17 protein-coding genes, 1 pseudogene and 1 riboswitch are annotated in these 20,589 nt (G+C 61.3%); of the genes and pseudogenes, 10 read left to right on the forward strand and 8 right to left on the reverse strand.

Annotation, left to right across the window (positions count from 1 at the left end; all coding sequences use genetic code 11):
• Nucleotides 1-68 precede the first annotated feature (68 nt).
• A complete protein-coding gene (locus tag DPM35_RS26545; RefSeq protein ID WP_112130154.1) occupies nt 69-1,061 on the forward strand; it encodes an adenosine kinase in 993 nt (330 codons plus the stop codon).
• 529 nt (nt 1,062-1,590) lie between these two features.
• A riboswitch (cobalamin riboswitch) is annotated at nt 1,591-1,789 on the forward strand.
• 94 nt (nt 1,790-1,883) lie between these two features.
• Complete coding sequence (metE, locus tag DPM35_RS26550; RefSeq protein ID WP_112130155.1) at nt 1,884-4,232, forward strand: 5-methyltetrahydropteroyltriglutamate--homocysteine S-methyltransferase; 2,349 nt, start codon at nt 1,884-1,886, stop codon at nt 4,230-4,232.
• A gap of 63 nt (nt 4,233-4,295) precedes the next feature.
• Here metE and DPM35_RS26555 read toward each other — a convergent pair whose 3' ends face one another.
• The 4 genes from DPM35_RS26555 to DPM35_RS26570 all read right to left on the reverse strand — a co-directional run bounded on the left by DPM35_RS26555 (nt 4,296) and on the right by DPM35_RS26570 (nt 6,735).
• Nucleotides 4,296-4,706: a SemiSWEET family sugar transporter gene (locus tag DPM35_RS26555; RefSeq protein ID WP_245431651.1), complete on the reverse strand. Its 411-nt coding sequence runs from the start codon at nt 4,704-4,706 to the stop codon at nt 4,296-4,298.
• Between the two features lie 15 nt (nt 4,707-4,721).
• Nucleotides 4,722-4,904 (reverse strand): tautomerase family protein, encoded by a 183-nt coding sequence (locus DPM35_RS26560; protein WP_112130156.1) that lies wholly within the window; start codon nt 4,902-4,904, stop codon nt 4,722-4,724.
• A gap of 58 nt (nt 4,905-4,962) precedes the next feature.
• Nucleotides 4,963-6,066: a mandelate racemase/muconate lactonizing enzyme family protein gene (locus tag DPM35_RS26565; RefSeq protein WP_112130157.1), complete on the reverse strand. Its 1,104-nt coding sequence runs from the start codon at nt 6,064-6,066 to the stop codon at nt 4,963-4,965.
• 273 nt (nt 6,067-6,339) lie between these two features.
• Nucleotides 6,340-6,735: a response regulator gene (locus DPM35_RS26570; RefSeq protein ID WP_112130158.1), complete on the reverse strand. Its 396-nt coding sequence runs from the start codon at nt 6,733-6,735 to the stop codon at nt 6,340-6,342.
• A 567-nt stretch (nt 6,736-7,302) separates the two neighbouring features.
• On the opposite strand from DPM35_RS26570, the gene DPM35_RS26575 reads away from it, so the two are divergent.
• The 3 genes from DPM35_RS26575 to DPM35_RS26585 all read left to right on the forward strand — a co-directional run bounded on the left by DPM35_RS26575 (nt 7,303) and on the right by DPM35_RS26585 (nt 11,047).
• On the forward strand, nt 7,303-8,064 hold the full coding sequence (locus DPM35_RS26575; protein ID WP_112130159.1) for an SDR family NAD(P)-dependent oxidoreductase: 762 nt from the start codon (nt 7,303-7,305) through the stop codon (nt 8,062-8,064).
• 8 nt (nt 8,065-8,072) lie between these two features.
• The gene (locus DPM35_RS26580; RefSeq protein WP_112130160.1) at nt 8,073-8,882 is read left to right on the forward strand and encodes an SDR family NAD(P)-dependent oxidoreductase; all 810 of its coding nucleotides are present in this window, start codon (nt 8,073-8,075) and stop codon (nt 8,880-8,882) included.
• Between the two features lie 140 nt (nt 8,883-9,022).
• Nucleotides 9,023-11,047, forward strand: coding sequence for a hydantoinase/oxoprolinase family protein (locus tag DPM35_RS26585; RefSeq protein WP_112130161.1), 2,025 nt, complete (start codon nt 9,023-9,025; stop codon nt 11,045-11,047).
• Nucleotides 11,048-11,821: 774 nt separating this feature from the next.
• Here DPM35_RS26585 and DPM35_RS26590 read toward each other — a convergent pair.
• Nucleotides 11,822-12,214: pseudogene (locus tag DPM35_RS26590) on the reverse strand (TIGR04141 family sporadically distributed protein); the annotation flags it as partial.
• 381 nt (nt 12,215-12,595) lie between these two features.
• A complete protein-coding gene (locus DPM35_RS26595; RefSeq protein WP_112130163.1) occupies nt 12,596-13,138 on the reverse strand; it encodes a TetR/AcrR family transcriptional regulator in 543 nt (180 codons plus the stop codon).
• Nucleotides 13,139-13,251: 113 nt separating this feature from the next.
• Here DPM35_RS26595 and DPM35_RS26600 point away from each other — a divergent pair, with 113 nt between their 5' ends.
• The 5 genes from DPM35_RS26600 (at nt 13,252) to DPM35_RS26620 (ending at nt 18,514) form a co-directional block, all read left to right on the forward strand.
• Entirely contained in the window at nt 13,252-14,019 is a 768-nt protein-coding gene (locus tag DPM35_RS26600) for an SDR family NAD(P)-dependent oxidoreductase (RefSeq protein WP_112130164.1), read from the forward strand.
• A 262-nt stretch (nt 14,020-14,281) separates the two neighbouring features.
• Entirely contained in the window at nt 14,282-15,601 is a 1,320-nt protein-coding gene (locus tag DPM35_RS26605) for a tetratricopeptide repeat protein (RefSeq protein WP_112130165.1), read from the forward strand.
• A gap of 51 nt (nt 15,602-15,652) precedes the next feature.
• Nucleotides 15,653-16,810, forward strand: a complete 1,158-nt coding sequence (locus DPM35_RS26610; RefSeq protein WP_112130166.1) for a flavin monoamine oxidase family protein — start codon at nt 15,653-15,655, stop codon at nt 16,808-16,810.
• Nucleotides 16,807-17,847, forward strand: a complete 1,041-nt coding sequence (locus DPM35_RS26615; RefSeq protein WP_112130167.1) for an alcohol dehydrogenase catalytic domain-containing protein — start codon at nt 16,807-16,809, stop codon at nt 17,845-17,847. The genes DPM35_RS26610 and DPM35_RS26615 overlap by 4 nt, the downstream gene beginning before the upstream one ends.
• Nucleotides 17,834-18,514, forward strand: a complete 681-nt coding sequence (locus DPM35_RS26620; protein WP_112130168.1) for a cupin domain-containing protein — start codon at nt 17,834-17,836, stop codon at nt 18,512-18,514. Before DPM35_RS26615 ends, DPM35_RS26620 begins: the two co-directional genes overlap by 14 nt.
• Nucleotides 18,515-18,545: 31 nt before the next feature.
• Here DPM35_RS26620 and DPM35_RS26625 read toward each other — a convergent pair whose 3' ends face one another.
• Nucleotides 18,546-19,751 carry a MalY/PatB family protein gene (locus DPM35_RS26625; RefSeq protein ID WP_112130169.1) on the reverse strand — a complete coding sequence of 402 codons (1,206 nt, stop codon included), beginning with the start codon at nt 19,749-19,751 and terminating at the stop codon, nt 18,546-18,548.
• 46 nt (nt 19,752-19,797) lie between these two features.
• Nucleotides 19,798-20,586 carry an amino acid ABC transporter ATP-binding protein gene (locus tag DPM35_RS26630; RefSeq protein ID WP_112130170.1) on the reverse strand — a complete coding sequence of 263 codons (789 nt, stop codon included), beginning with the start codon at nt 20,584-20,586 and terminating at the stop codon, nt 19,798-19,800.
• Nucleotides 20,587-20,589: the final 3 nt, after the last annotated feature.

Below are 20,589 nucleotides of genomic sequence, written 5' to 3' on the forward strand. Positions count from 1 at the left end.
AAAGCCCATCGCATCGGGTAACGCCCGGCCGGCAAGTCAGAAAGCGGTGGTCGTTGGCGGAGACATTGATGCCGGAATATGACGTGCTTTGCATCGGCAATGCCATTGTCGACATCATCGCCCAGTGCGACGAGGCCTTTCTCGAAACCAACGGCATCATCAAGGGCGCGATGAACCTCATCGACGCCAGGCGAGCCGAATTGCTCTACAGCCGCATGGGACCGGCGATCGAAGCTTCCGGCGGCAGCGCCGGCAACACGGCGGCAGGCGTCGCCAGCCTCGGCGGGCGGGCCGCCTTCTTCGGCAAGGTGTCGAACGACGCGCTGGGCGAAATCTACACGCATGACATCCGCGCCCAGGGCGTGGCCTTCGACACCAGGCCGCTCGCGGGCGAGCCGCCGACCGCACGCTCGATGATCTTCGTGACGCCCGACGGCGAGCGTTCGATGAACACCTATCTCGGCGCCTGCGTCGAGCTTGGGCCCGAGGATGTCGAGGCCGACAAGGCGTCCAGCGCCAGGGTGACCTATTTCGAGGGCTATCTGTGGGATCCGCCGCGCGCCAAGGAAGCGATCCGGCAGACCGCCAAGCTGGCGCATGCGGCGGGGCGCGAAGTGTCGATGACGCTGTCGGATTCCTTCTGCGTCGACCGCTACCGCGACGAGTTCCTCGAGCTGATGCGCTCGGGCACCGTCGACATCGTCTTTGCCAACAGCCACGAGATCAAGTCGCTCTACCAGACGGCTTCCTTCGAGGAGGCGCTCGACGCCATCCGCAAGGACTGCAAAATAGCTGCCGTCACCCGTTCCGAAAAAGGTTCGGTGATCGTGCGCGGCGACGAGACCGTCACCATCGAGGCGACGAAGATCAAGGAACTGGTCGATACGACCGGCGCCGGCGATCTTTACGCCGCCGGCTTCCTTTATGGCTACACGACTGGACGCAGCCTCAAGGATTGCGGCGACCTCGGCTCGCTGGCCGCCGGGCTGGTGATCCAGCAGATCGGCCCGCGCCCGCGCCAGAATCTCCGCGGCGAGGCGGAACAGGCGGGATTGCTGTAGGGCGGGCCAAGAACAAGCTGCCCTCCTCCTGGTGCAGGCTGTCCCGGAAAGCGCGGACAAATTGGAAAGTCGCATGTGCATCCGACAGCGTGAGGGCTCGCATTCCGATTTGCTGGGCCTAAGGAACCGGTGGGCGCCACTTACCGTGGAGGCTTTAGGCGACGTTGATACGAGTCGGCGCACGCACGCGAGCATTCTACTACTGAAATATGCGACTCACCTCGCAACTCTGCTGGGCGTCGTCTTCCAAACAGTCCAAACGGCCTTACCCAAGGGCTGGCAACGTGTGCGTGGCCGGGCCGGGAACGCTGTCCGCCACTCCTCTGAACCGCGACCATTGGTTGATTGGCCCGGTCACCCGCAGCGGCCAACGTCCGGCTTCATGTAGCCAAACTGCCTTGCCGTGTGATGAACTAAACATATCGCGATCCACGCCCTTGTTCACCTGAAAACACGCCGACAGCGAAAGCGATTTGCATAACGATATAAACATCTCTTTATGCAGTATTGACAAGCGTAGGCCTGCTGTGATTGTCTGCGTCCGCGTGGTTCTCCGCACGGCGCTGCCGCAGCGGAGCTAAGAGGGAAGCCGGTGCGATGCCGGCGCTGCCCCCGCAACTGTTAGCGGCTAGCCAGCCCACTCATGTCACTGAGGCAAACAGCCTCGGGAAGACGGGTAGAGCCATGATCCGCGAGCCAGGAGACCTGCCACGGCGAACTTTTGTCCACGGGCGGGGTGTCTCGGTGGGCCGCGGCAGCTTGGCATACTTTGACCGGGTAGCAGCGCCTTCCTTGCCCCTGCCCTAACCATCGGGGTATGGCATGACTGTCTCTCAGCAAATTCCTGTAGCAACGCTCGGCGTACCACGTATCGGTCGTCGGCGAGAATTGAAATTCGCGCTTGAAAGCTACTGGTCCGGAAAATCTTCCGCTGCCGACCTTCTCACGACGGCGAAGGCACTGCGTGCCGCTAACTGGGAAGAGCAGCGCGATCGCGGCGTGTCGAAAATTCCGTCGAACGACTTCTCACTCTACGACCATGTGCTCGACACTGCCGCCATGGTCGGCGCTGTGCCTTCCCGATATGGCTGGAATGGTGGTGAGGTCCCACTCGACATCTATTTCGCCATGGCGCGCGGCAACCAAGGCCAGACAGAAAATGGCGGACATGGCCACAACTATGCGGCTCATGCACCTAGCCTGACCGCGATGGAAATGACCAAATGGTTCGACACAAACTATCACTACATCGTGCCGGAACTTGAAGACGATCAGGCGTTCACCCTCTCGTCGACAAAACCGGTTGACTACTTCCTCGAGGCGAAGGTCCTGGGCATTCATACACGCCCGGTAATCCTGGGACCAGTGACTTTTCTCAAGCTGTCGAAGTCACCGGCCGACGGTTTCGATCCCCTCGCGCTCCTGCCGCGGCTTCTGCCGATCTACCAGGAACTCTTGAGCAAATTGAAAGCCTCAGGAGCTGATTGGGTGCAGATCGATGAACCAGCGCTTGTGCTCGATCTTAACCCGAACGAACGCGCCGCCTTTGAATTTGCCTATGGGCAGCTGTCGACGGCCACGCCCGAGCTCAAGATCATGCTCGCAACCTATTTCGGGTCGTTGGGCGATAATCTGGAGACCGCGGTTTCTCTGCCGATCGCCGGGCTGCACATCGACCTCGTGCGTGCTCCCGAGCAACTGGAGCCCGTTGGGAGGCTCGCGCCGAAGGATCTGGTGCTCTCGCTTGGCCTGATCAACGGTCGCAACGTCTGGCGCGCCAACTTGCTTTCCATTCTCGATCGGATCAAGCCGACAGTCGCCGGCTGGCATCTAGACCGCGTCGAGATCGCGCCTTCCTGCTCGATGCTGCATGTGCCGATCGACTTGCGCATGGAGACCGCACTCGATGCCAACATCGGGTCGTGGCTTGCCTTCGCGGCCCAGAAGACTGACGAGCTGGTGGTGCTGGCGAGAGCGCTAAGCGAAGGCAGGGATGCTGTGGCAGATGCGTTGACAGCTTCTGCCGAGGCCACCGCTGCCCGCGCAACGTCTACGAAGATCCACGATCCGCTCGTTGAGGGGCGAATCGCAAACATCAAAGAGAGCATGAAACGACGGACCAGCGCCTTTGCCGTGCGTTCCCAGGTGCAGGCTGGTGCCCTGGAGCTGCCGCCGTTCCCAACCACGACCATAGGGTCCTTCCCGCAGACGCTTCAGCTGCGCAAGGCGCGTGCCGCACATGCCAAAGGCCAGTTGAGCTACGTCGACTACGAGACCTTCCTGAAAAAAGAGATCGAAGCTGCTATTCGCTGGCAGGAGGAGATAGGCCTGGACGTGCTGGTGCATGGCGAATTCGAGCGAAACGACATGGTCCAGTATTTCGGCGAGCAGCTTTCCGGCTTCGCATTTACCGAACATGCCTGGGTGCAAAGCTATGGTTCACGCTACGTGCGTCCGCCAATCATCTTCGGCGACGTATCGCGCTCCAATCCAATGACAGTGCGATGGTGGGAATTCGCCCAATCGCTTACGCAAAGACCAGTCAAGGGGATGCTTACGGGCCCAGTGACGATTCTGAACTGGTCTTTCGTACGCGACGACGTACCTCGCTCCGAAGTCTGCCGACAGATCGCGCTCGCCATTCGCGATGAAGTCACGGACCTCGAAAGATCCGGCGCCAGGATGATCCAGATCGACGAGGCGGCGTTTCGCGAAGGCCTGCCGCTGCGCGCGTGCGACAGGGAATCCTATCTCGACTGGGCAGTCGAATGCTTCCGGCTTGCTTCAACGGGTGTACAAGACGCGACGCAAATCCACACTCACATGTGCTATTCGGAGTTCAATGAGATCATCGGCGCGATCGCTGAACTGGACGCGGATGTAATTTCCATTGAGACATCGCGCTCGGCAATGGAACTGCTGGACGCCTTCACGAACTCCAAATATCCGAACGAAATTGGTCCCGGAGTCTATGACATCCACTCGCCGCGAGTTCCGGAAGTTGCCGAGATTTCAGCCCTCCTGTTGCTTGCCCGCGAGCGCCTGTCTGACGCTCAATTGTGGGTAAATCCCGATTGTGGGCTCAAAACACGCAAGTGGGATGAAGTCCGCCCTGCCCTAAAGAACATGGTCGCGGCAGCGCGCGCACTCCGGGAGAGAGTGCAGGCCTGATGATTTGCCGAATCGCGGAAGATCCGTGAACCGCCAAGAGCCTGGCTCCGAAACGGCGTCAGGCTACCACTTGGTTTCTGAATCACCTGAAGGGGTACCCTCATCAGACCGATCTGTGCGGGGGGCACCCGGGTCAAGCAGGTTCGCCACAGCATCTTTTTTCGCGCGTGGAAGAAGCGTCATGACGAGAATGAGACCTGAAGGCAGCAGGATCAGAGCGTTGGTGACGATGAGGGACCATTCATTCCGGAGTATCCCGAAGGTGAGCCACAACAAAAATCCTACGACGTTGATGGCGTACATGGGGGCTGACAGGCTGTCGGTGGCCCGCGTCTTGATGATCTTCCAGGCTTGCGGGGTGTAGGACGTCACGGAGCATAGCGCTGCAAGATAGCCGATAACCGAATCCCAGTTCATGGCTGGCTTGCCGGTGATGGTGACATCTGGCGCCTCGCAAACGGCTATCAAGGCCACGGCAGCCGGGACTGGTCACATCCTGGACCAGAGCTTGCCGCCGGTTGCCCAGTTGCTGGGCTCATATTCGTCGAAAACCACGTGAATCTGCTCCGGTTTCAAATTCATCTTGTCGCAGAACAGCTTCGTGATTTCAGCGGCCAGGCTCTCCTTCTTGTCGTCATCCGCCTTGAACGTCTCGATATGAATGACGGGCATGTCTTACTCCTTCATTATATGCCGGTGGATCGTCAATGACGACACGGCGGGACCGCGGTCAAAACTCCGCGATTGGTGCGCCAAATACCGCCGCATCGACCTCCAGCCCAAGGCCGGGGCCGGTCGGTAGTGAAACGTGGCCGTCCGTCACTCGAATTGGGTTGTTTGGATCGTAGTGACTCTCTTCGGAGATCTTGTTGACCCAGCTGCAGCCCTCGAACAAGTTCGGCCTCACCGTGGCTCCAAGATGGACGCAAGCAGCCCCGGTGATATCGCCTCCCCAGCTATCGTCACTGGTATGCGGTAGCGAGCGAGCTTCACAAATATCCCGGAACGCCGCCATCGGTTTCAGCCCGCCGATCCTCGTCACCTTCATCCCGAAGCCATCGCACAGGCCATTGACGGCGGCCTGGATCACAGTGCTGAGGTCAACGCCATTTTCGTCGATGTAGATGGGATGCTGCACCGACGGGCGTATGGCCGCAATTTCCTCAAGCGTGTTGCAGGGCTGCTCAAGAACGAATGGAATGTCCCTGCATTGCTGGCTGAGCAGGATCGCATCGCGCATGGTCAGGCTCCTGTTGCCGTCGACAGCCCAGCGCATGCCCTTTTTCATGACCTCGGCAACCTTACGGATGACTTCGATATCATGGTCGACAGGACGCCCGCCAATCTTCGTTTGAATGCGAACATATCCGCCCGCCTGCGCCTCCCTGACGGACCGAACCACTTCGTCAGCATCGCCAACGCCGATGAAGAAGTAGAATGGAACACGTTCGGTCGCGGCGCCGCCCAACAGGTCCGCCACCCGCATTCCCGTCTTCTTGCCGATCAAATCGTGCGCCGCAATGTCAAACGCTGCCTTTGCGTAGGAGTGCCCATTTAGCAGTGAGTTCATCTTGCGATGCAGCAGGCCCGGGCTAATGGGGGCTCCTATCAGACCGGGACCCATTTCCACGATTGCGGCGCGGGCTCCAAGCGCGTGGCTGGGAGCATAAGTCGGCCCGATCGGACAAGTCTCGCCCCAACCGACCACGCCGGTATCGGAGGTGACCTCAACGATGGTGGAATCAAAGGCGGCAAGCGTGGCCTGCCCGATCGTGACCTTGCCGCCAGGGACAGGCAGACTTTTGCGGAAAACCCGGATGCGCCTTATCTTCATTCCACCTATCCCGCTCGCCGTTTGTCTGGTTCGCGTTCTCCAGAACGCATCCCGCCCAAGCTTGGCGCGACCGGTTCCGAGCCGGCTAGACCGCCTTGCCGTTGCTTGCTCGGCCGTACCTTCCCTTGCGCCCAAGAGCCATTTGTTACTGAGATAACGCCGTCGGGCCGCGAACTTCAAATGAGTATTATTCGGCTCATCGATAACCAGAGATCATGACCGGTCGCGGGCCTTCAATTCCTGCGGCGCCAGGCGGCAGTTTCAGTTGCGCGGCTATCCGCGAGCACCGCCCTGCGAAGTTGCCAAAACGATCCTTGTCAGATGGTGAGCGGTATCGGCAAGATTACCGGACTTGTCGAACCGGCCGACGCCTTCGAAATGGCCCGGGATTTCGGGGGCGTTGTGGCCCTTCAGAAACACGAAAGGGATGTGGCGGCGGACCAGATTTTCCGCGGCAACGAACGTTTCCTCGCCCTGCAGCGTCAGGCTGAGCACGGCAGCGTCTATTGGCTGTGAGGACATGATCAGGTCGAGGACATCTTCGATGGTAGCGAAGGGATAAAGGACCTTCGCGCCTTGCGCCCCGAATGCCTCTCCCAGGCTGACTGCAACGGAGTTGTTATCCTCCGCGATCAGGATGTAACGGCCCAGAAGTTTTTGTTCTCTCACCTCGTTACCTGCCAGCCTTCGGAACGCCCGCTCTCAGCCGCCCCTTGCGATAGCGGTCAAGCCATTCGAATCTATATCCGGCATGGGCCTGAATTGGCGCAGATCGCTCCAGTTGTCATTGATTACAAATCCGTCGGGGGCTGGCGATGCGAGCTTTTTTCCCTCATCAGACTTTGCCCTCTTGCTGCAGCCTTCGTCTCCCACTCCTCGGACGGGGAGGCTACGTGAAACTATCGGCCGTCAGACAATCTATAGGGGAGCGCGCGCCATTCAAATGAGTATTACTGCTGGTCGCATAATTCAGAGTCATAGCCAGGATAGCGGCAACGCTCCCGATGGAATTCGCGCAATTCTTGGCTAACTGGCCCTCGCGAGAATGGAGATGATCTAGCCGCCGGCCCGATTGGCCATTTGGTCAAGTCGGCCTGGAGAGGGCGATAACTTCAGCTTGTCCGCCGCATGATTTTTTGGTCGCTTGCGAACGGGGAGACACAAGCGCTAAGCGAATTGAAAGGCAATCAGGCTGGCCAATCATCGGCCTCCCCACCATGTGACAAGTAGGCTTGGATGAGACATTCGAACAAGGTGGTTATCGTTACGGGCGCGACATCGGGAATCGGGGCGGCGGTTGCAGAAGGCTTCGCTGCGGCGGGTGCAGCGCTAATGCTGGTCGGCCGCGACCGGGCGCGGGGCCAGAAGGTGATGCAATTGGTCCACAAGCACGACTGCCAGGCCGAATTGATGCTGGGTGATGTGGCTGACTCGGCGTTCGCCGATCAGGTGATTGGATCCACCGTGAAGAGGTTCGGAAAAGTCAGTGTGCTGGTGAATGGCGCGGGCATTATCCGTCGTGGAAACGCTGTTGAGACATCGGATGACGAGTGGCGCCAGACCTTCGAGGCCAACGTCAACGGTGTCTTCTATTTCAGCCGCGCTGCGGTCCGGGCCATGAGGACGTCCGGCGGAGGCAGCATCGTCAACATAGCGTCGAACGTCGGGCTGGTTGGCTGTCCAGGTCTGGTCGCATATTGCGCGTCGAAGGGTGCAGTCGTTTCACTGACGCAGGCCATGGCCCTGGACCACGCCAAAGAACAGATCAGCATCAATGCCGTTTGCCCGGGCGCGGTAGACACGCCGATGCTCGTGTCAGCCCACAAGACGCCGGTCACTGCAGCTGGGGTCCTCCAACGGAATATCGATTCCAATCCTCAGGGTCGCGTGGCGACCCCGAAGGAAATCGCGAGCCTGACCTTGTTCCTCGCAAGCGACGAAGCAAGACACATCACAGGGGTTGCCGTGCCAATCGACGGCGGCTTCACAGCTGGATAGGAGAATTCATGGGTAATCGGCTAGCGGGCAAGGTTGCCGTCGTCACCGGTGGCAATCAGGGGATTGGACGTGCAATCGCCGAGAGGCTGGCGGAGGAGGACTGCGTGGTCGCCGTCGGTGATCTGCTTCAGGGACGCGCTGATGCCACCAACGCAGGGAAGCTCTCGTTCCTCGTTTTGGACGTAACAGATGAGGCCTCCATTCGCGCCTTTGTGGACCAGGTGCTAGAGAGGTTCGGCAGGATCGACATCCTAGTCAACAATGCTGGCATGGTCATTCATAAGTCCATTGACGACCAGACCGCCGAAGATTGGGACAGGCTCATGGCGGTCAATCTTCGTGGACCGTTTCTCATGGCCAAGTACGTTGTCCCTGAGATGAGGCGTGCCGGCTCTGGTGCGATCGTCAATATCGGCTCGGTGGAGGGCTACATGGTCAACCCCTGGCATACTGCCTACGCGGCCACCAAGGCGGGTGTACACGGTTTGACGCTTGGGCTGTCGGTCGATCTCGGACCGGACGGCATTCGCTGCAACACCGTGTGTCCCGGCTGGATCGACACGGACCTCAACCGGGCTTATGTCGAGATGCATCCGGACCGAAAACTGATCGAGCGTGAGCTGAGTTATCTTCACCCGGCTGGGAGAATTGGCGCCCCAAAGGAAATCGCCAACGCCGTGCTCTGGCTCGTCAGTGAGGAATCAAGCTTTGTCAGCGGCGAGATGATCTCCGTCGACGGCGCGCGAACCAAGAAGATTCCCCTGCCTGCCATCCTGGATGAGGAATACAGGTCCAAGCTTACTGAGACATCGGTATAAGTGTGGTGCAGGCTGCGGCCGCGCATGCGGACGATCGCAAGGGTTCGATTGAAATGAGCTAGGCTGCGGGTTTTGAACGATTTCACGTCTACAGAAAGCTCGCCCCTCGGCCGACGCCTCCTCTTCGATCCCGATTCTTTATGATGGCCACGCGGCAGCCAAAACCCCTCTTCCTCGGCATCGACACCGGCGGCACCTACACCGATGCGGTGCTGTGGTCGGAGGAGGGCGGCCCCAAGGGCAAGGTTCTGGCCAAGGCGAAGTCGCTGACCACCCGGCACGATCTCGCCGTCGGCATTTCCGGCGCGGTGGATGCGGTGCTGGAGAAATCCCGGACCGATCCTGCCGCGATCAAGCTGGTCTCGATGTCCACGACCTTGGCCACCAACGCGCTGGTCGAGGGCCAGGGCGGGCGCGTGGCGCTCGTCATGATCGGCTTTTCCGAGGCCGATCTTGCCCGCGACGGGTTGAAGACGGCGCTCGGCACCGATCCGGTGGTGTTCTGCCCCGGCGGCCATGACGTGCATGGCAATGCCGCCAAGCTCGACCTGTCCGGCCTCGAGGCCGCACTCCCCGAGCTTGGGCGTTCGGTGTCCGGCTTCGCCGTCTGCGCCTATTTCGCCACGCGCAACCCGGCGCATGAGCTTGCCGCTCGCGACCTGATCCGCGAGAAGACCGGCCTGCCGGTCACCGCCAGCCACGAGCTTTCGGCAAAGCTCGGCGGCCCGCGCCGCGCGCTCACCACGCTGCTCAACGCCCGCCTGATCTCGATGATCGACCGGCTGGTCGCGGCGACCGAAGGATTTCTGGCCAAGCGCGGCATCGCGGCGCCCCTGATGGTGGTGCGCGGCGACGGCGCGCTGGTGTCGGCGGCCTTTGCCCGCCAACGGCCGATCGAGACGATCCTCTCCGGCCCCGCCGCCAGCCTTGTCGGCGCCCGTCACATGACCGGGCTGGACGACGCCATGGTGTCGGATATCGGCGGCACCACCACGGATGTCGCCGTGCTCGATGGCGGCCGTCCTCGCCTCGATCCGGAAGGCGCCACCGTCGGCGGCTTCCGCACCATGGTCGAGGCCGTCGCCATGCGCACCTTCGGCCTCGGCGGCGACTCGGAAGTGGCGCTGGAAGACGGCGCGCTCGATCCGAAGATCCTGCTCGGGCCGCGCCGCCTGGTGCCGCTGGCGCTTGCCGGCATGGCGCATGGCGAGGCGGTCACCGCCGAGCTGGAACGGCAGCTGCGCGCGCCGAATCCCGGCCGCATGGACGGGCGCTTTGCCGTGCGCACCGGCGTGCCGGATCGCCTCGCCGCCGGCCTCACCGCGCCGGAAGCGAAGCTCTATGAGGCGATCGGCGCAGCGCCGCTGGCGCTCGACCGGCTGCTCTCGTCCAACGCGCAGAACGCCACGCTGAACCGTCTGGTTACGCGGGGGCTCGTGCACATCTGCGGCTTCACGCCGTCCGACGCTGCCCATGTGCTGGGCAAGCAGTCGAACTGGGACGCCGCCACCGCCCGGCTGGGCGCAGAGCTTTTCGCCCGCCGCCGCGACGGCCGCGGCCAGGCGATCGCTGCCACGCCTGAGGAGATTTCGCAGCGCGTGCTGGTCACGCTCACCCGCTGGTCGGCCGAATACATCCTCGAAACAGCCTTCGCCGAGGATGGCCTGGACGGCGCGGCGACCGTCGCGCACGCGCTGGTGCAGCGCGCGGTCGATGGCCATCCAGGCATCGCCCGCTTCACCGTCGCGCTCGACCGTCCGGTGATCGGCCTCGGCGCTTCCGCGCCGCTGCATTATGCGGGCCTGCCGCTTGTCGGCAATGGCTGCATCGTGCCGGAAGATACCGATGTCGCCAACGCGCTGGGCGCCGTGGTCGGCCAGGTGCGGGTCTCGGCCGAAGCCCGCGTCAGCCAGCCGAAGGAAGGGCTGTTCCGCCTGGCGTCGGGCCAGACAGTACGCGACTTCACCGACGAGGCGAAGGCGATCGAGGCGGCTGAAGCCGATGTGCGGGCGATCGCAGCCGGGCGCGCCAAGGACGCCGGCACCGACAGCGCCGAGATCGACGTCGCCACCGAGTTCAAGGTCTCGACCATCGAGGGCCAGCGCATGTTCATCGAGGCGCATGTGGTCGCGGTGGCGTCAGGACGGCCGCGGATCGCGGTGTGAGTGTCTCGGAACTTTCTGCATTTGTCGAATGGGTGCTGGCGAGCCGAGGCGCATAACGGCGGGGGCGGACCAGGAGGCTCGGGACCGTTCAAGCTGCTGGATGGCCGAACCTCCCATCTGGCGATGATGTCGAATGGGTTGAATGGCAAGCACCTGGAGGGCCAAACGATCGAGAAAATTCTCTGGGATGTGTTTAAGAAGTGAGGCTTCTGAGTAGGGCCGTTGAAATGGCTCGATCCAGAACCCGGCGGTTTTTGGGTTGCTCACTATTTTAGCGTGGTTGCCTGGAACTGGCACTGCATGAATGTCCCCTCCTCCCAAAGCCAGGTCCCAATCCTGCTTTGGCAAGTCTGCCTCCTCGGCGGGTCGAACGGACATCACTCCCGGATTACTTGGTTGCGGTTGGCAATGGAGCTTCGATGCAAGCTCCGAGGAGAGACCACGGCTGCATCAGATATGTGCGATGTGATGACAGTTCGTTTTCGTCGAGGACAAGCTGCTCCTTCGTTTCAACGAGAGCAAGCTTCTTGCTCTCGACGGGCTTAGGGCAGTGCCGGGTCATGTATTCGATAGTCTCAACTCCAACACCTAAAGCGTCCCCGCATCGATCAGTAAAGGCACGCCACTGCTAAAGCTCCCTCTCGCCGATGCGAGATATATCAAAGATCGCCTTCGGCACTGTATGCCTCGCAGCAATTCGCGCTGGCACGCGGCAACGGACGTACTCCTCGGCAGCGTCTCCCGCCACCTCTCCAAGCGCGCCATTCCGTTCTACTACTCTGCGGCCTCAGCCTGTATTTCCTGCGGCTGCTGGGGCGCTTTTTCTTCTTCCGCTTCTTCTTCCGGCCTCCGGTGGCAACGGCCTGATCCGCGATGAAAATGACGCTCCCCCGCCACATCCATGAGCTGCAGCGCCTTCATCCCGCGCATGAGGCTGATCCTGGAAAACAACGGCAGGTTCAGTGACCTCCCGGCAGGATCCTTACGGGTGACGATGCCAAACACGGTGCGATATCTGCGCTCTCGTACAAGAGCGACAAGCGCATCCGGGTCGCCGCCCGCCATCAGCGCGCGTACGAGCGCTTCCAGCTTGTCGATGGCCCGCGGCTCCAGTCGCATCAACTCGACGGCGTTGACGCCCTGATTGAAAAGGTGGCTTAGCTGCGCCGATAACGTCGACCTTCACGTGATAAAACGTAGCAACACCGTCCCGCACCGTTAACAGGTCGCAGGGCTCCACCTCACCTGCCTGCCGATACGCGAGCGGGCCTATAGCCTTGTCGACGCCGGTGCCGACGGCTGCAACCAAGCTTGGCTCACCCATAATAGTGGGCCCGCTCAGTCAATGGCTGCAACGGTTTAATATGTCAAATGAGGTCGACGCTTCCTGTGACACACGGTTCAGGGTATCTATCAGCCTATCATGACCGGTCGTGCTCAGGCTCACAGCTTTGCAAGTTCAAATTGAAAGCCGTTCATTGCCGTTCTATTGGTGCCAAAACATGTCGACGGCCATCCCCGCGTCTCTGGCAAGCCAAAGCGAACAACCTACCGCCACTGATGGGACGAGCCGGGGGACGCCGCTTTCATCTTCAACGTCTCGGTCCCGCTGTCGAATAATGACAGGTTTTCGAGCACATTCGCCGTCAACATCGCGCCCTCCAAGGTGGCGAGCACTTGAACTGCATCGACCGGCGCCACGCCCGCTTGCTGCAATCGGTCGAGAGCCAGCCGGAAGAACCGTTGCACCTCATGCCTGACTTCCTCTGAAAGATCTGACGCGGTTGCGCCCAAGGCGCCACATAGACACATCTTACCGTCGTTGAACAAGGCATCTCGGAATACATGGCGCGATGCGCCGATGATGTCTTCACCCGCGGCAAGTCGACGGTCCACCGCCGCCACAAAGCGATCCGTGTAGCGGCGCGCGACCGTAGCGGCGAGCTTATCCTTGGTCGGAAAATGATAGTGAACGCTGGCGCTCTTCACGCCGACATCGGCAGCGATGTCGCGGAAACTGAAACCGCCGTACCCGCCCAGCCGGATCCTCTTTTCCGCGGCGTCCATGATCGCATCTGCCATTTCGCTCATGAAACCTCTCTATCTATTGATAGATAGCGCTTGCAATCGCAATACGCAACGTCTATGCAGGGCTCACTTATCTATCGATAGATAGACAGGCAATTAGGTATAAGGAGACAGATATGCGTTTTGAAGGAAAAATCGCCGCTATCACGGGCGGTGGCTCCGGCATCGGCAAAGAAACAGCAGCGCGGTTTGTGGCCGAGGGCGCCAAGGTCGCAATCAACGGCCGCGACCTCGCCAAGCTCGAAGCAGCTGCCCGGGAAATTGATCCGAGCGGGAAAAACGTGGTTGTGTCTGCTGGAGATATTGCAAATCCGGAAACCGGCGCGGCGCTCGTCGAGGCCGCGATTTCGAAGTTCGGCAAACTCGATGTGTTGGTTAACAACGCGGGCGTGTTCAATCCCAAGCCCTTCCTCGAGCTCACCGAGGCGGATTACGACTGGTATCTTGACACGATCCTGAAGGGTAAGTTCTTCACGGCGCAGGCTGCCGCCAAGGCGATGAAGGACAACGGCGGCGCGATCGTTCAGACCGGCTCGATGTGGGCGATCCAGGCGATCGGCGCAACGCCGTCGGCGGCCTATTCGGCAGCCAATGCCGGGGTGCATGCCATGGTCCGCAATCTCGCGATTGAACTTGCGCCGCATAAGATCCGCATCAATGCAGTGGCGCCGGCTGTGGTCGAGACACCCGTCTACAACACCTTCATGTCCGAGGATCAGGTGAAGGAAGTGCTTCCGACCTTCGGCGCCTTCCACCCGCTCGGCCGCAACGGCAAGCCGCGTGACGTCGCCGAGGCGATTCTGTTTCTGGCGTCAGAACAGGCGTCATGGATCACCGGCACGATCTTGCCCGTCGACGGCGGCGTCACAGCCGGAAGACAGTGAGCGCGGCCTCGAAGTCGTCGAGCCCTCGGGCGGGGCGCAAGTTCATTCGCCGCGGGGTTGGCAGTTGATCTGTTGATCCACTCCAACAAAGAGAACAGATACGCCGGGCAGGTCGTGTTCAGCGTAGCAATGGTGATCCGATGATAGCATGACAGCTGGTCGACATTGTTTGTCTATCTGTCGCGATACAGACGAAGAGCCACCCACTATCATCCTTGACGATTGATTGCACGCGAATGTGTTTTTCGAGGGGATATCGCTAATGAACGATTTGGACAACCATGGACTTCCATTGTCGACGTCGTCTGACTTGGCGGCCGGGCGCTACCGCCACGGGGTCGATCTTCTATTGTCTGCTTGGCCCGGCGCGGCAGAGGCTCTCGACGAGGCGATCGCGACAGACCCGGATTTCGCTCTTGCCTATGCTGCCCGCGCTCGCCTTCATGCGGTGCGCTCCGAAATTGCAAGCGCCAAGGCCAAGATCGAAAAAGCCGAAGAACTTGTCGCCCGCCACGGAACCGAGCGGGAGCGAAGCCATGTCCAAGTCCTCTCACTGGCGATCAACGGACAGGCGGCCAGGGCGCTGGCGCGCGCACTTCAGCACGCCGAGCAATGGCCGCGCGACATTCTGATCCTTTCATTGCCGCTTGGCGCCTTCGGGCTTTTTGCCTTTTCGGGGATGGCAGATCACGACCAGGCGCGAGTGGATCTCTGCGAGCGCCTTGCCCCGAATTTCGGGGCCGACGACTGGTGGTTCATCACCTATCTCGGCTGGGCGCATACGGAGAACGGCAATGTAACTCACGGCCGGGACCTCACCGAGCGCGGCTATGATCTGAGGATCGAAAACGCCAATGCGGCGCACGCGCTGTCCCATGCAATGTATGAGGGGGGTGCCAACGAAGATGCTGAACGGTTGATCGCGGGCTGGCTGCCTCGCTACGATCGCGCAGGCATCCTCCATGGCCACATCGCGTGGCATTCCGCACTGGCAGCCCTGGAGCGGGACGATCCGGCGCGCGCGCTTGCGATCTATGCAGACCACGTGCAGCCTTCGGTGTCGAATGGAATGCCGGTCAACGTGGTCAGCGACGCCGCTTCTTTCCTGTGGCGGCTGCAAGCCTATGGCCACACTGTGCCGGCCGGACTTTGGGCACAGGCGTCAAGCTATTGCGACCACTGTTTCCAGAGAGCCGGCTTCGCCTTCGCGGATGTGCACATGGCGGTGATCGCAGCGGCCGTCGGCAACAGGCAAGCCGTAGAAGAGCGCGTCCAATCGTTGACGGACCTTGTCGAAACCGGAGCTCTGGCAGCAGGGCCGGTGGTGCCGGCAATATGCCGAGCGGCGCTTAGTTTCTTTGACGAAAACTATGCAGATTGCGCCCGGATTCTCGAGCCGATGGCTGGCGAGGTCGTGCGCATCGGCGGCAGTGGCGCCCAGCGTGAGATGATCGAGGACATGTTGCTTCTGTCGTTCATGCGCAGCGGTAACACCGCGAAGGCGCGGCTTTTGCTCGACCAGCGCCTGCATCGGCGCCCCTCGCCTCGCGACACGAGATGGTATGCGACCCTTGCAGCGTGATGGTGGCCGGGGTCGATTTGCAACTGGCGATCTGTTGAGGATTTTTTTGTTGTGTCACAACGCATCCTGATCGTCGGTGGCGGCCTTGCGGGCCTTATCGCAGCACGGCTCCTCCATCAAGCTGGCATCGGCTTCAAGCTTCTCGAGGCACGTGACCGTCTGGGGGGACGTATTGTCTCCGTCGATGCCGCAGGGGTTCCATCGAACGATGGCTTTGACCTCGGCCCCTCCTGGTTTTGGCCAGGCATGCAGCCCGCCATGGCGCGGCTCGTGGATGATCTCGGTCTGGCCTGTTTCGAGCAGAATAGCGACGGTGACGTGATCTTTCAGCGTATGGCGCAGGAACCCCCGCAGCGCTATCGCGGCATGCGCCAGGAGCCGCAGTCTGTGCGCCTGGTCGGGGGAACCAGCGCGATCATAGCCGCGCTTGCCGCAGGCCTGCCGGCGGAGACTATCAGACTCGGTGCACAGGTGACGCATGTCTCGCTCGACGCCAAGGGCGTCATTGTGCAATACCTCATTGCGAGCGGATCGACCGTGAGGGAGCAGGCGTCGCATGTCCTCTTCGCCTTGCCGCCGCGTCTCATCGGGGCCAGAATACTATTTTCGCCCGCGCTCGAGTTCGCAACGCTGGAACGGTGGCAGCGCACCCCGACCTGGATGGCGCCGCATGCAAAGTTCTTCGCGCTCTACGATCGTCCCTTCTGGCGCGCTGCGGGACTCTCCGGCACGGCGCAAAGCATGGCGGGACCGCTTGCCGAGATACACGATGCGACAACCGCTTCCGGCAACGCAGCTTTGTTCGGCTTCGTCGGCGCGCCCGCGACCGAGCGCGCCGCGACTGGTCGCGACGCCATTATTGCCGCTGCTCTCAAGCAACTCGCTCAGCTGTTCGGTCCTGAGGCCTCCAGTCCCCGCGCGACGTTGTTCAAGGACTGGGCAGACGATCCCCTGACTGCAACAGCAGACGACCGGCAGGCCGGCGGCCATCCGGACCCGGAGCCGCGGCCGTGGGTCAACGGAAAATGGGCGGATTATGTTTCCCTCGCAGGTAGCGAAACCAGCATCACCGAACCGGGCTACCTGGCCGGCGCTGTCGAGGCGGCAACCCGGATCACCAATGAGCTCGTCACCCGGTTTAATCACTCCGGACGGCACGGTTTCACGCCCCCTTCCCGACGGATCAACGGCATAGGACCAGGGCGATGAAGAGCAGCTATCGCGCTATGCAGGTTGGCCAAGGCCGGAAGCTTGAACTGGTGGAACGGCCGGTCCCGACGCCTGAATCCGGTGAGGTTCTGATCGCGGTCGAGGCGTGCGGCGTATGCGGCGCCGATGCCAACGACATCGACAGGGTCGACCCGGCGCTCACCCCGCCCCGTGTTCCCGGTCACGAAGTCGTCGGGCGTATCGTCGCGCTTGGCGCGAACACGCCCTCGATCTGGAAGGTGGGGAGCCGCGTCGGCGTCGGCCGTCTCGGAGGCCATTGCAACGAATGCAGCGACTGCCGGCGAGGGCGTTTTAACCTCTGTCGCAAGCAGCCCGTCGTCGGGTCGGCCTGCGACGGCGGCTACGCGGAGATGATGATCGCACGCGCAACCGGGCTCGTCTCGATTCCGAAAGAGCTTTTATCCGTGGAGGCCGCACCGATCCTGTGTGCTGGCATTGCGACCTTCAATGCGCTGAAAAAGTCAGGCGCCGAGGCCGGCGACACCGTTGCCATACTTGGCATTGGCGGACTCGGGCACATGGCGCTGCAATATGCCTGGAAGATGGGTTTCCGTGTGGTGGCGGTCGGCCGAGGCGCCGGCATCGCCATGGATGCGATGGGGCTCGGTGCGCATCGCTATGTCGACACCGAACGGGAAAACGCCGCAGAAATCTTGAATGCCTTGGGCGGCGCGAGGGCGATCCTGACCACGACCGGCAATCCGACGGCCGTCGCCGCCTTAATGCCCGCCCTTCAACCGGACGGCCGGCTTGTTGTTCTGGGTATCGGCAAGGAACCACTGCAGGTATCGACAGGATATCTGGTCACAGGAGAACGCCACGTGATCGGTTCGATCACCGGATCGTCCTATGAGAACGAGAAGGCCCTGGATTTCAGCGTGCTGACGGGCGTCCGCCCGTTGATCGAGATCATGCCGCTGGAGCGCGCCCAGGAAGCTGTCGAACGAATGCGCTCCGGTGCGGCGACGTTCCGGATCGTGCTGACCATGGAAGACGGGACAAATGCTGATCAATGAAGACCTGACGAAACCTATCGTGGTCCATGCCGCAAGACTTGATTGGGTGCCGAGCCCGGCGGCCGGTGTCGACCGCCGAATGCTCTACCGCGTTGGCGGCGAAGTCGCGCGCGCCACCACGATCGTGCGCTATGCGCCGCAGAGCGCTTTCCCGCGTCACATCCATTCAGGCGGCGAGGAAATTCTCGTGCTCGAGGGCACGTTCCAGGACGAACATGGCGACTACCCGGCGGGCTGCTACTTCCGCAACCCGCCCGGCACCTCGCACGTGCCGGCGTCCAACTCCGGCTGCACCATCTTCGTGCGGCTCTGGCAACACCGCAAGGGCGACGAAATCCAGATCGTGCGCCAGCCTGGCGAGGGTAATCCCGTGCCTCCGCGCCAAGGAGCCGAAGCAGCACGGGTCCTGTTTGACGATGGCCAGGAACGGGTCTCGATCGAGCGCTGGCTGCCCGGTGCGATGATCACGGTCGAAAACCGCCGTGGTCTTGAATTCCTGGTGCTGTCAGGCAGCCTGGACCTCGGTGCCGAGCGACTGGAAGCGCAGAGCTGGGGCCGGTTGCCGGCAGGCAAACCGCTGAAGGCCGCGACCGGACCTGACGGCGCCGAGATCTGGATCAAAGACGCACCGCTGCAGCACCCGGACGTGCTGGCGATGCCGGCCTGATCAAGCTTTGCTTCGCCTCTCGCGGCGCAGATCATCTCGCCGCGAGAGCGGCTTTGAGGCGCGTGATCGCTTCATCGACGGTTGCGCGTGGACAGCCGAGGTTCACGCGCATATAGCCATGTCCTTCCAAGCCGAACTTCTGCCCCTTATCGAGCCAGAGCCGCGCCCTGGTCAGCATGAAGGTTTCAAGCGCTGCGGCATCCATTCCCAAAGCCCGGCAGTCCATCCATGCCAGATAGAGCGCATCCGCCGGCAGCACCTTCAGACCCGCGTTGAGCTTGTTGATCTCGGTTGCGAAACGCGCGTGGTTTGCCCGCACGTAAACGATGAGGTGGTCGAGCCACGCCTCCCCCTGACTATAGGCAGCCTCGGCAGCAACCATGCCAAACGCGTTTACCTTCGGATAGAGGTTACGTTCCAACTGGCGCTGGAATTGCGCCCTTAGACGCTCATTGGGGATGAAGGCGTTTGCGCATTGCAGCCCCGGCAGATTAAAGGTCTTGGAAGGTGCGGTGCAGGTGATCGAATTTTCAGCGAAAGTGGTAGCCAGACTCGCGAACGGCACATGCATGCAGGCGAGATTCATGATCAGATCCTGGTGAATCTCATCAGAGACAACGAGAACTCCGCGGCGCGCGCAGATCTCGCCCATGCTGCGCAGCTCGTCTTTCGTCCAGACTTTGCCCGTCGGATTGTGAGGGTTTGAGAGAATGAAGATCCTGGTGTTCGGTTGGATCGCCGCCTCGAACACGGTCGCATCGTAACGATAGCCGTCTTCTGTCCGGATAAGGGGCGCGCTGACGGGAAACCGCCCGTTGACCAGCACATCGTCGTGGAAATGCGCATAGACCGGTGGCTGGATCAGAACAGTATCCCCAGGTGCCGAAAAGGCCTGCACGATTGTCTTGAGCGCTGTGATGACGCCGGAGACCGGCACCACCCATTCCGGCCACACATCCCATCCGAAGCGGCGATATTGCCAAGCCGTAACAGCGGCGACGTAGCTGTCGCTGGCGCCGAAGGAGTAGCCGAATACAGCCGCCTGCGCTGCCTTCACGAGCGCGTCGATGACCGGCTGAGGGGCCCGGAAATCCATGTCGGCGACCCACATTGGCAGCGGGTCGGCAGCCGCCGCCTCCGCAGGCAGGAACGCCTTGACGCTGTCCCATTTCAGTGAGTTCGAACCGCGGCGATCTATGGCCTCGTCGAAATTGATCGCCTGCGCATGCATGGTCATGCTTACCTCGCCGGGAGAAATGGGAGCACTGGCACCAGAGGTCGTGTCAGTGGCGCAGAATCTGGCTCAGGAACAGCCGCGTGCGGCCGGATTGCGGATTGTTGAAGAAGTCGTGCGGATTGTTTTCTTCGACGATCTGGCCCTGGTCCATGAAGATCACACGATTAGCCACAGCCTGGGCAAAAGCCATCTCGTGTGTGACGCAGAGCATGGTCATGCCCTCTTCGGCAAGCTCAACCATCGTGTCCAGCACCTCCTTGATCATTTCTGGGTCAAGTGCCGAGGTCGGCTCGTCGAAGAGCATGATCTTGGGCTTCATGCACAGTGATCGGGCGATCGCTACCCGTTGCTGCTGACCACCGGACAGTTGCCCCGGATATTTGTGGGCCTGCTCCGGGATCTTGACCTTCTCCAGAAAGTGCATCGCTGTTTGGATTGCTTCGTTCCTGGGGGTCTGGCGCACCCAGATCGGGGCGAGCGTGCAGTTCTCCAGAATGGTCAGATGCGGGAAGAGGTTGAAGTGCTGGAACACCATGCCCACTTCCGAGCGCACCTTGTCGATGTTCTTCAGGTCCGAGGACAGTTCGATCCCGTCGACGAAGATCCTGCCGGACTGATGCTCCTCGAGACGGTTGATGCAGCGGATCATCGTCGATTTCCCCGACCCCGAGGGTCCGGCGACCACGATGCGCTCGCCCGATTTGACACTCAGGTTGATGTCGCGAAGCGCGTGGTAGGACCCGTACCATTTGTTCATTGCCTCAATCCGGATCGCAATCTCTTCCGATACTCCCGCGCGGCTGCGGCCGGTTTCGTTGTCAATACCTGGCTCCATTGT

This window comes from Mesorhizobium atlanticum (genome assembly GCF_003289965.1).
Lineage (GTDB): Bacteria > Pseudomonadota > Alphaproteobacteria > Rhizobiales > Rhizobiaceae > Mesorhizobium > Mesorhizobium atlanticum.

Coding starts and splice junctions, on each gene's coding strand:
- DPM35_RS26595 (WP_112130163.1), bottom strand. CDS start 13,138: ATGAGCGAAATGGCAGATGCGATCATGGACGCCGCGGAAAAGAGGATC.
- DPM35_RS26575 (WP_112130159.1), top strand. CDS start 7,303: ATGAGACATTCGAACAAGGTGGTTATCGTTACGGGCGCGACATCGGGA.
- DPM35_RS26630 (WP_112130170.1), bottom strand. CDS start 20,586: ATGGAGCCAGGTATTGACAACGAAACCGGCCGCAGCCGCGCGGGAGTA.
- DPM35_RS26620 (WP_112130168.1), top strand. CDS start 17,834: ATGCTGATCAATGAAGACCTGACGAAACCTATCGTGGTCCATGCCGCA.
- DPM35_RS26585 (WP_112130161.1), top strand. CDS start 9,023: ATGATGGCCACGCGGCAGCCAAAACCCCTCTTCCTCGGCATCGACACC.
- DPM35_RS26545 (WP_112130154.1), top strand. CDS start 69: ATGCCGGAATATGACGTGCTTTGCATCGGCAATGCCATTGTCGACATC.
- DPM35_RS26600 (WP_112130164.1), top strand. CDS start 13,252: ATGCGTTTTGAAGGAAAAATCGCCGCTATCACGGGCGGTGGCTCCGGC.
- DPM35_RS26625 (WP_112130169.1), bottom strand. CDS start 19,751: ATGACCATGCATGCGCAGGCGATCAATTTCGACGAGGCCATAGATCGC.
- DPM35_RS26615 (WP_112130167.1), top strand. CDS start 16,807: ATGAAGAGCAGCTATCGCGCTATGCAGGTTGGCCAAGGCCGGAAGCTT.
- DPM35_RS26605 (WP_112130165.1), top strand. CDS start 14,282: ATGAACGATTTGGACAACCATGGACTTCCATTGTCGACGTCGTCTGAC.
- DPM35_RS26560 (WP_112130156.1), bottom strand. CDS start 4,904: ATGCCCGTCATTCATATCGAGACGTTCAAGGCGGATGACGACAAGAAG.
- DPM35_RS26565 (WP_112130157.1), bottom strand. CDS start 6,066: ATGAAGATAAGGCGCATCCGGGTTTTCCGCAAAAGTCTGCCTGTCCCT.
- DPM35_RS26580 (WP_112130160.1), top strand. CDS start 8,073: ATGGGTAATCGGCTAGCGGGCAAGGTTGCCGTCGTCACCGGTGGCAAT.
- metE (WP_112130155.1), top strand. CDS start 1,884: ATGACTGTCTCTCAGCAAATTCCTGTAGCAACGCTCGGCGTACCACGT.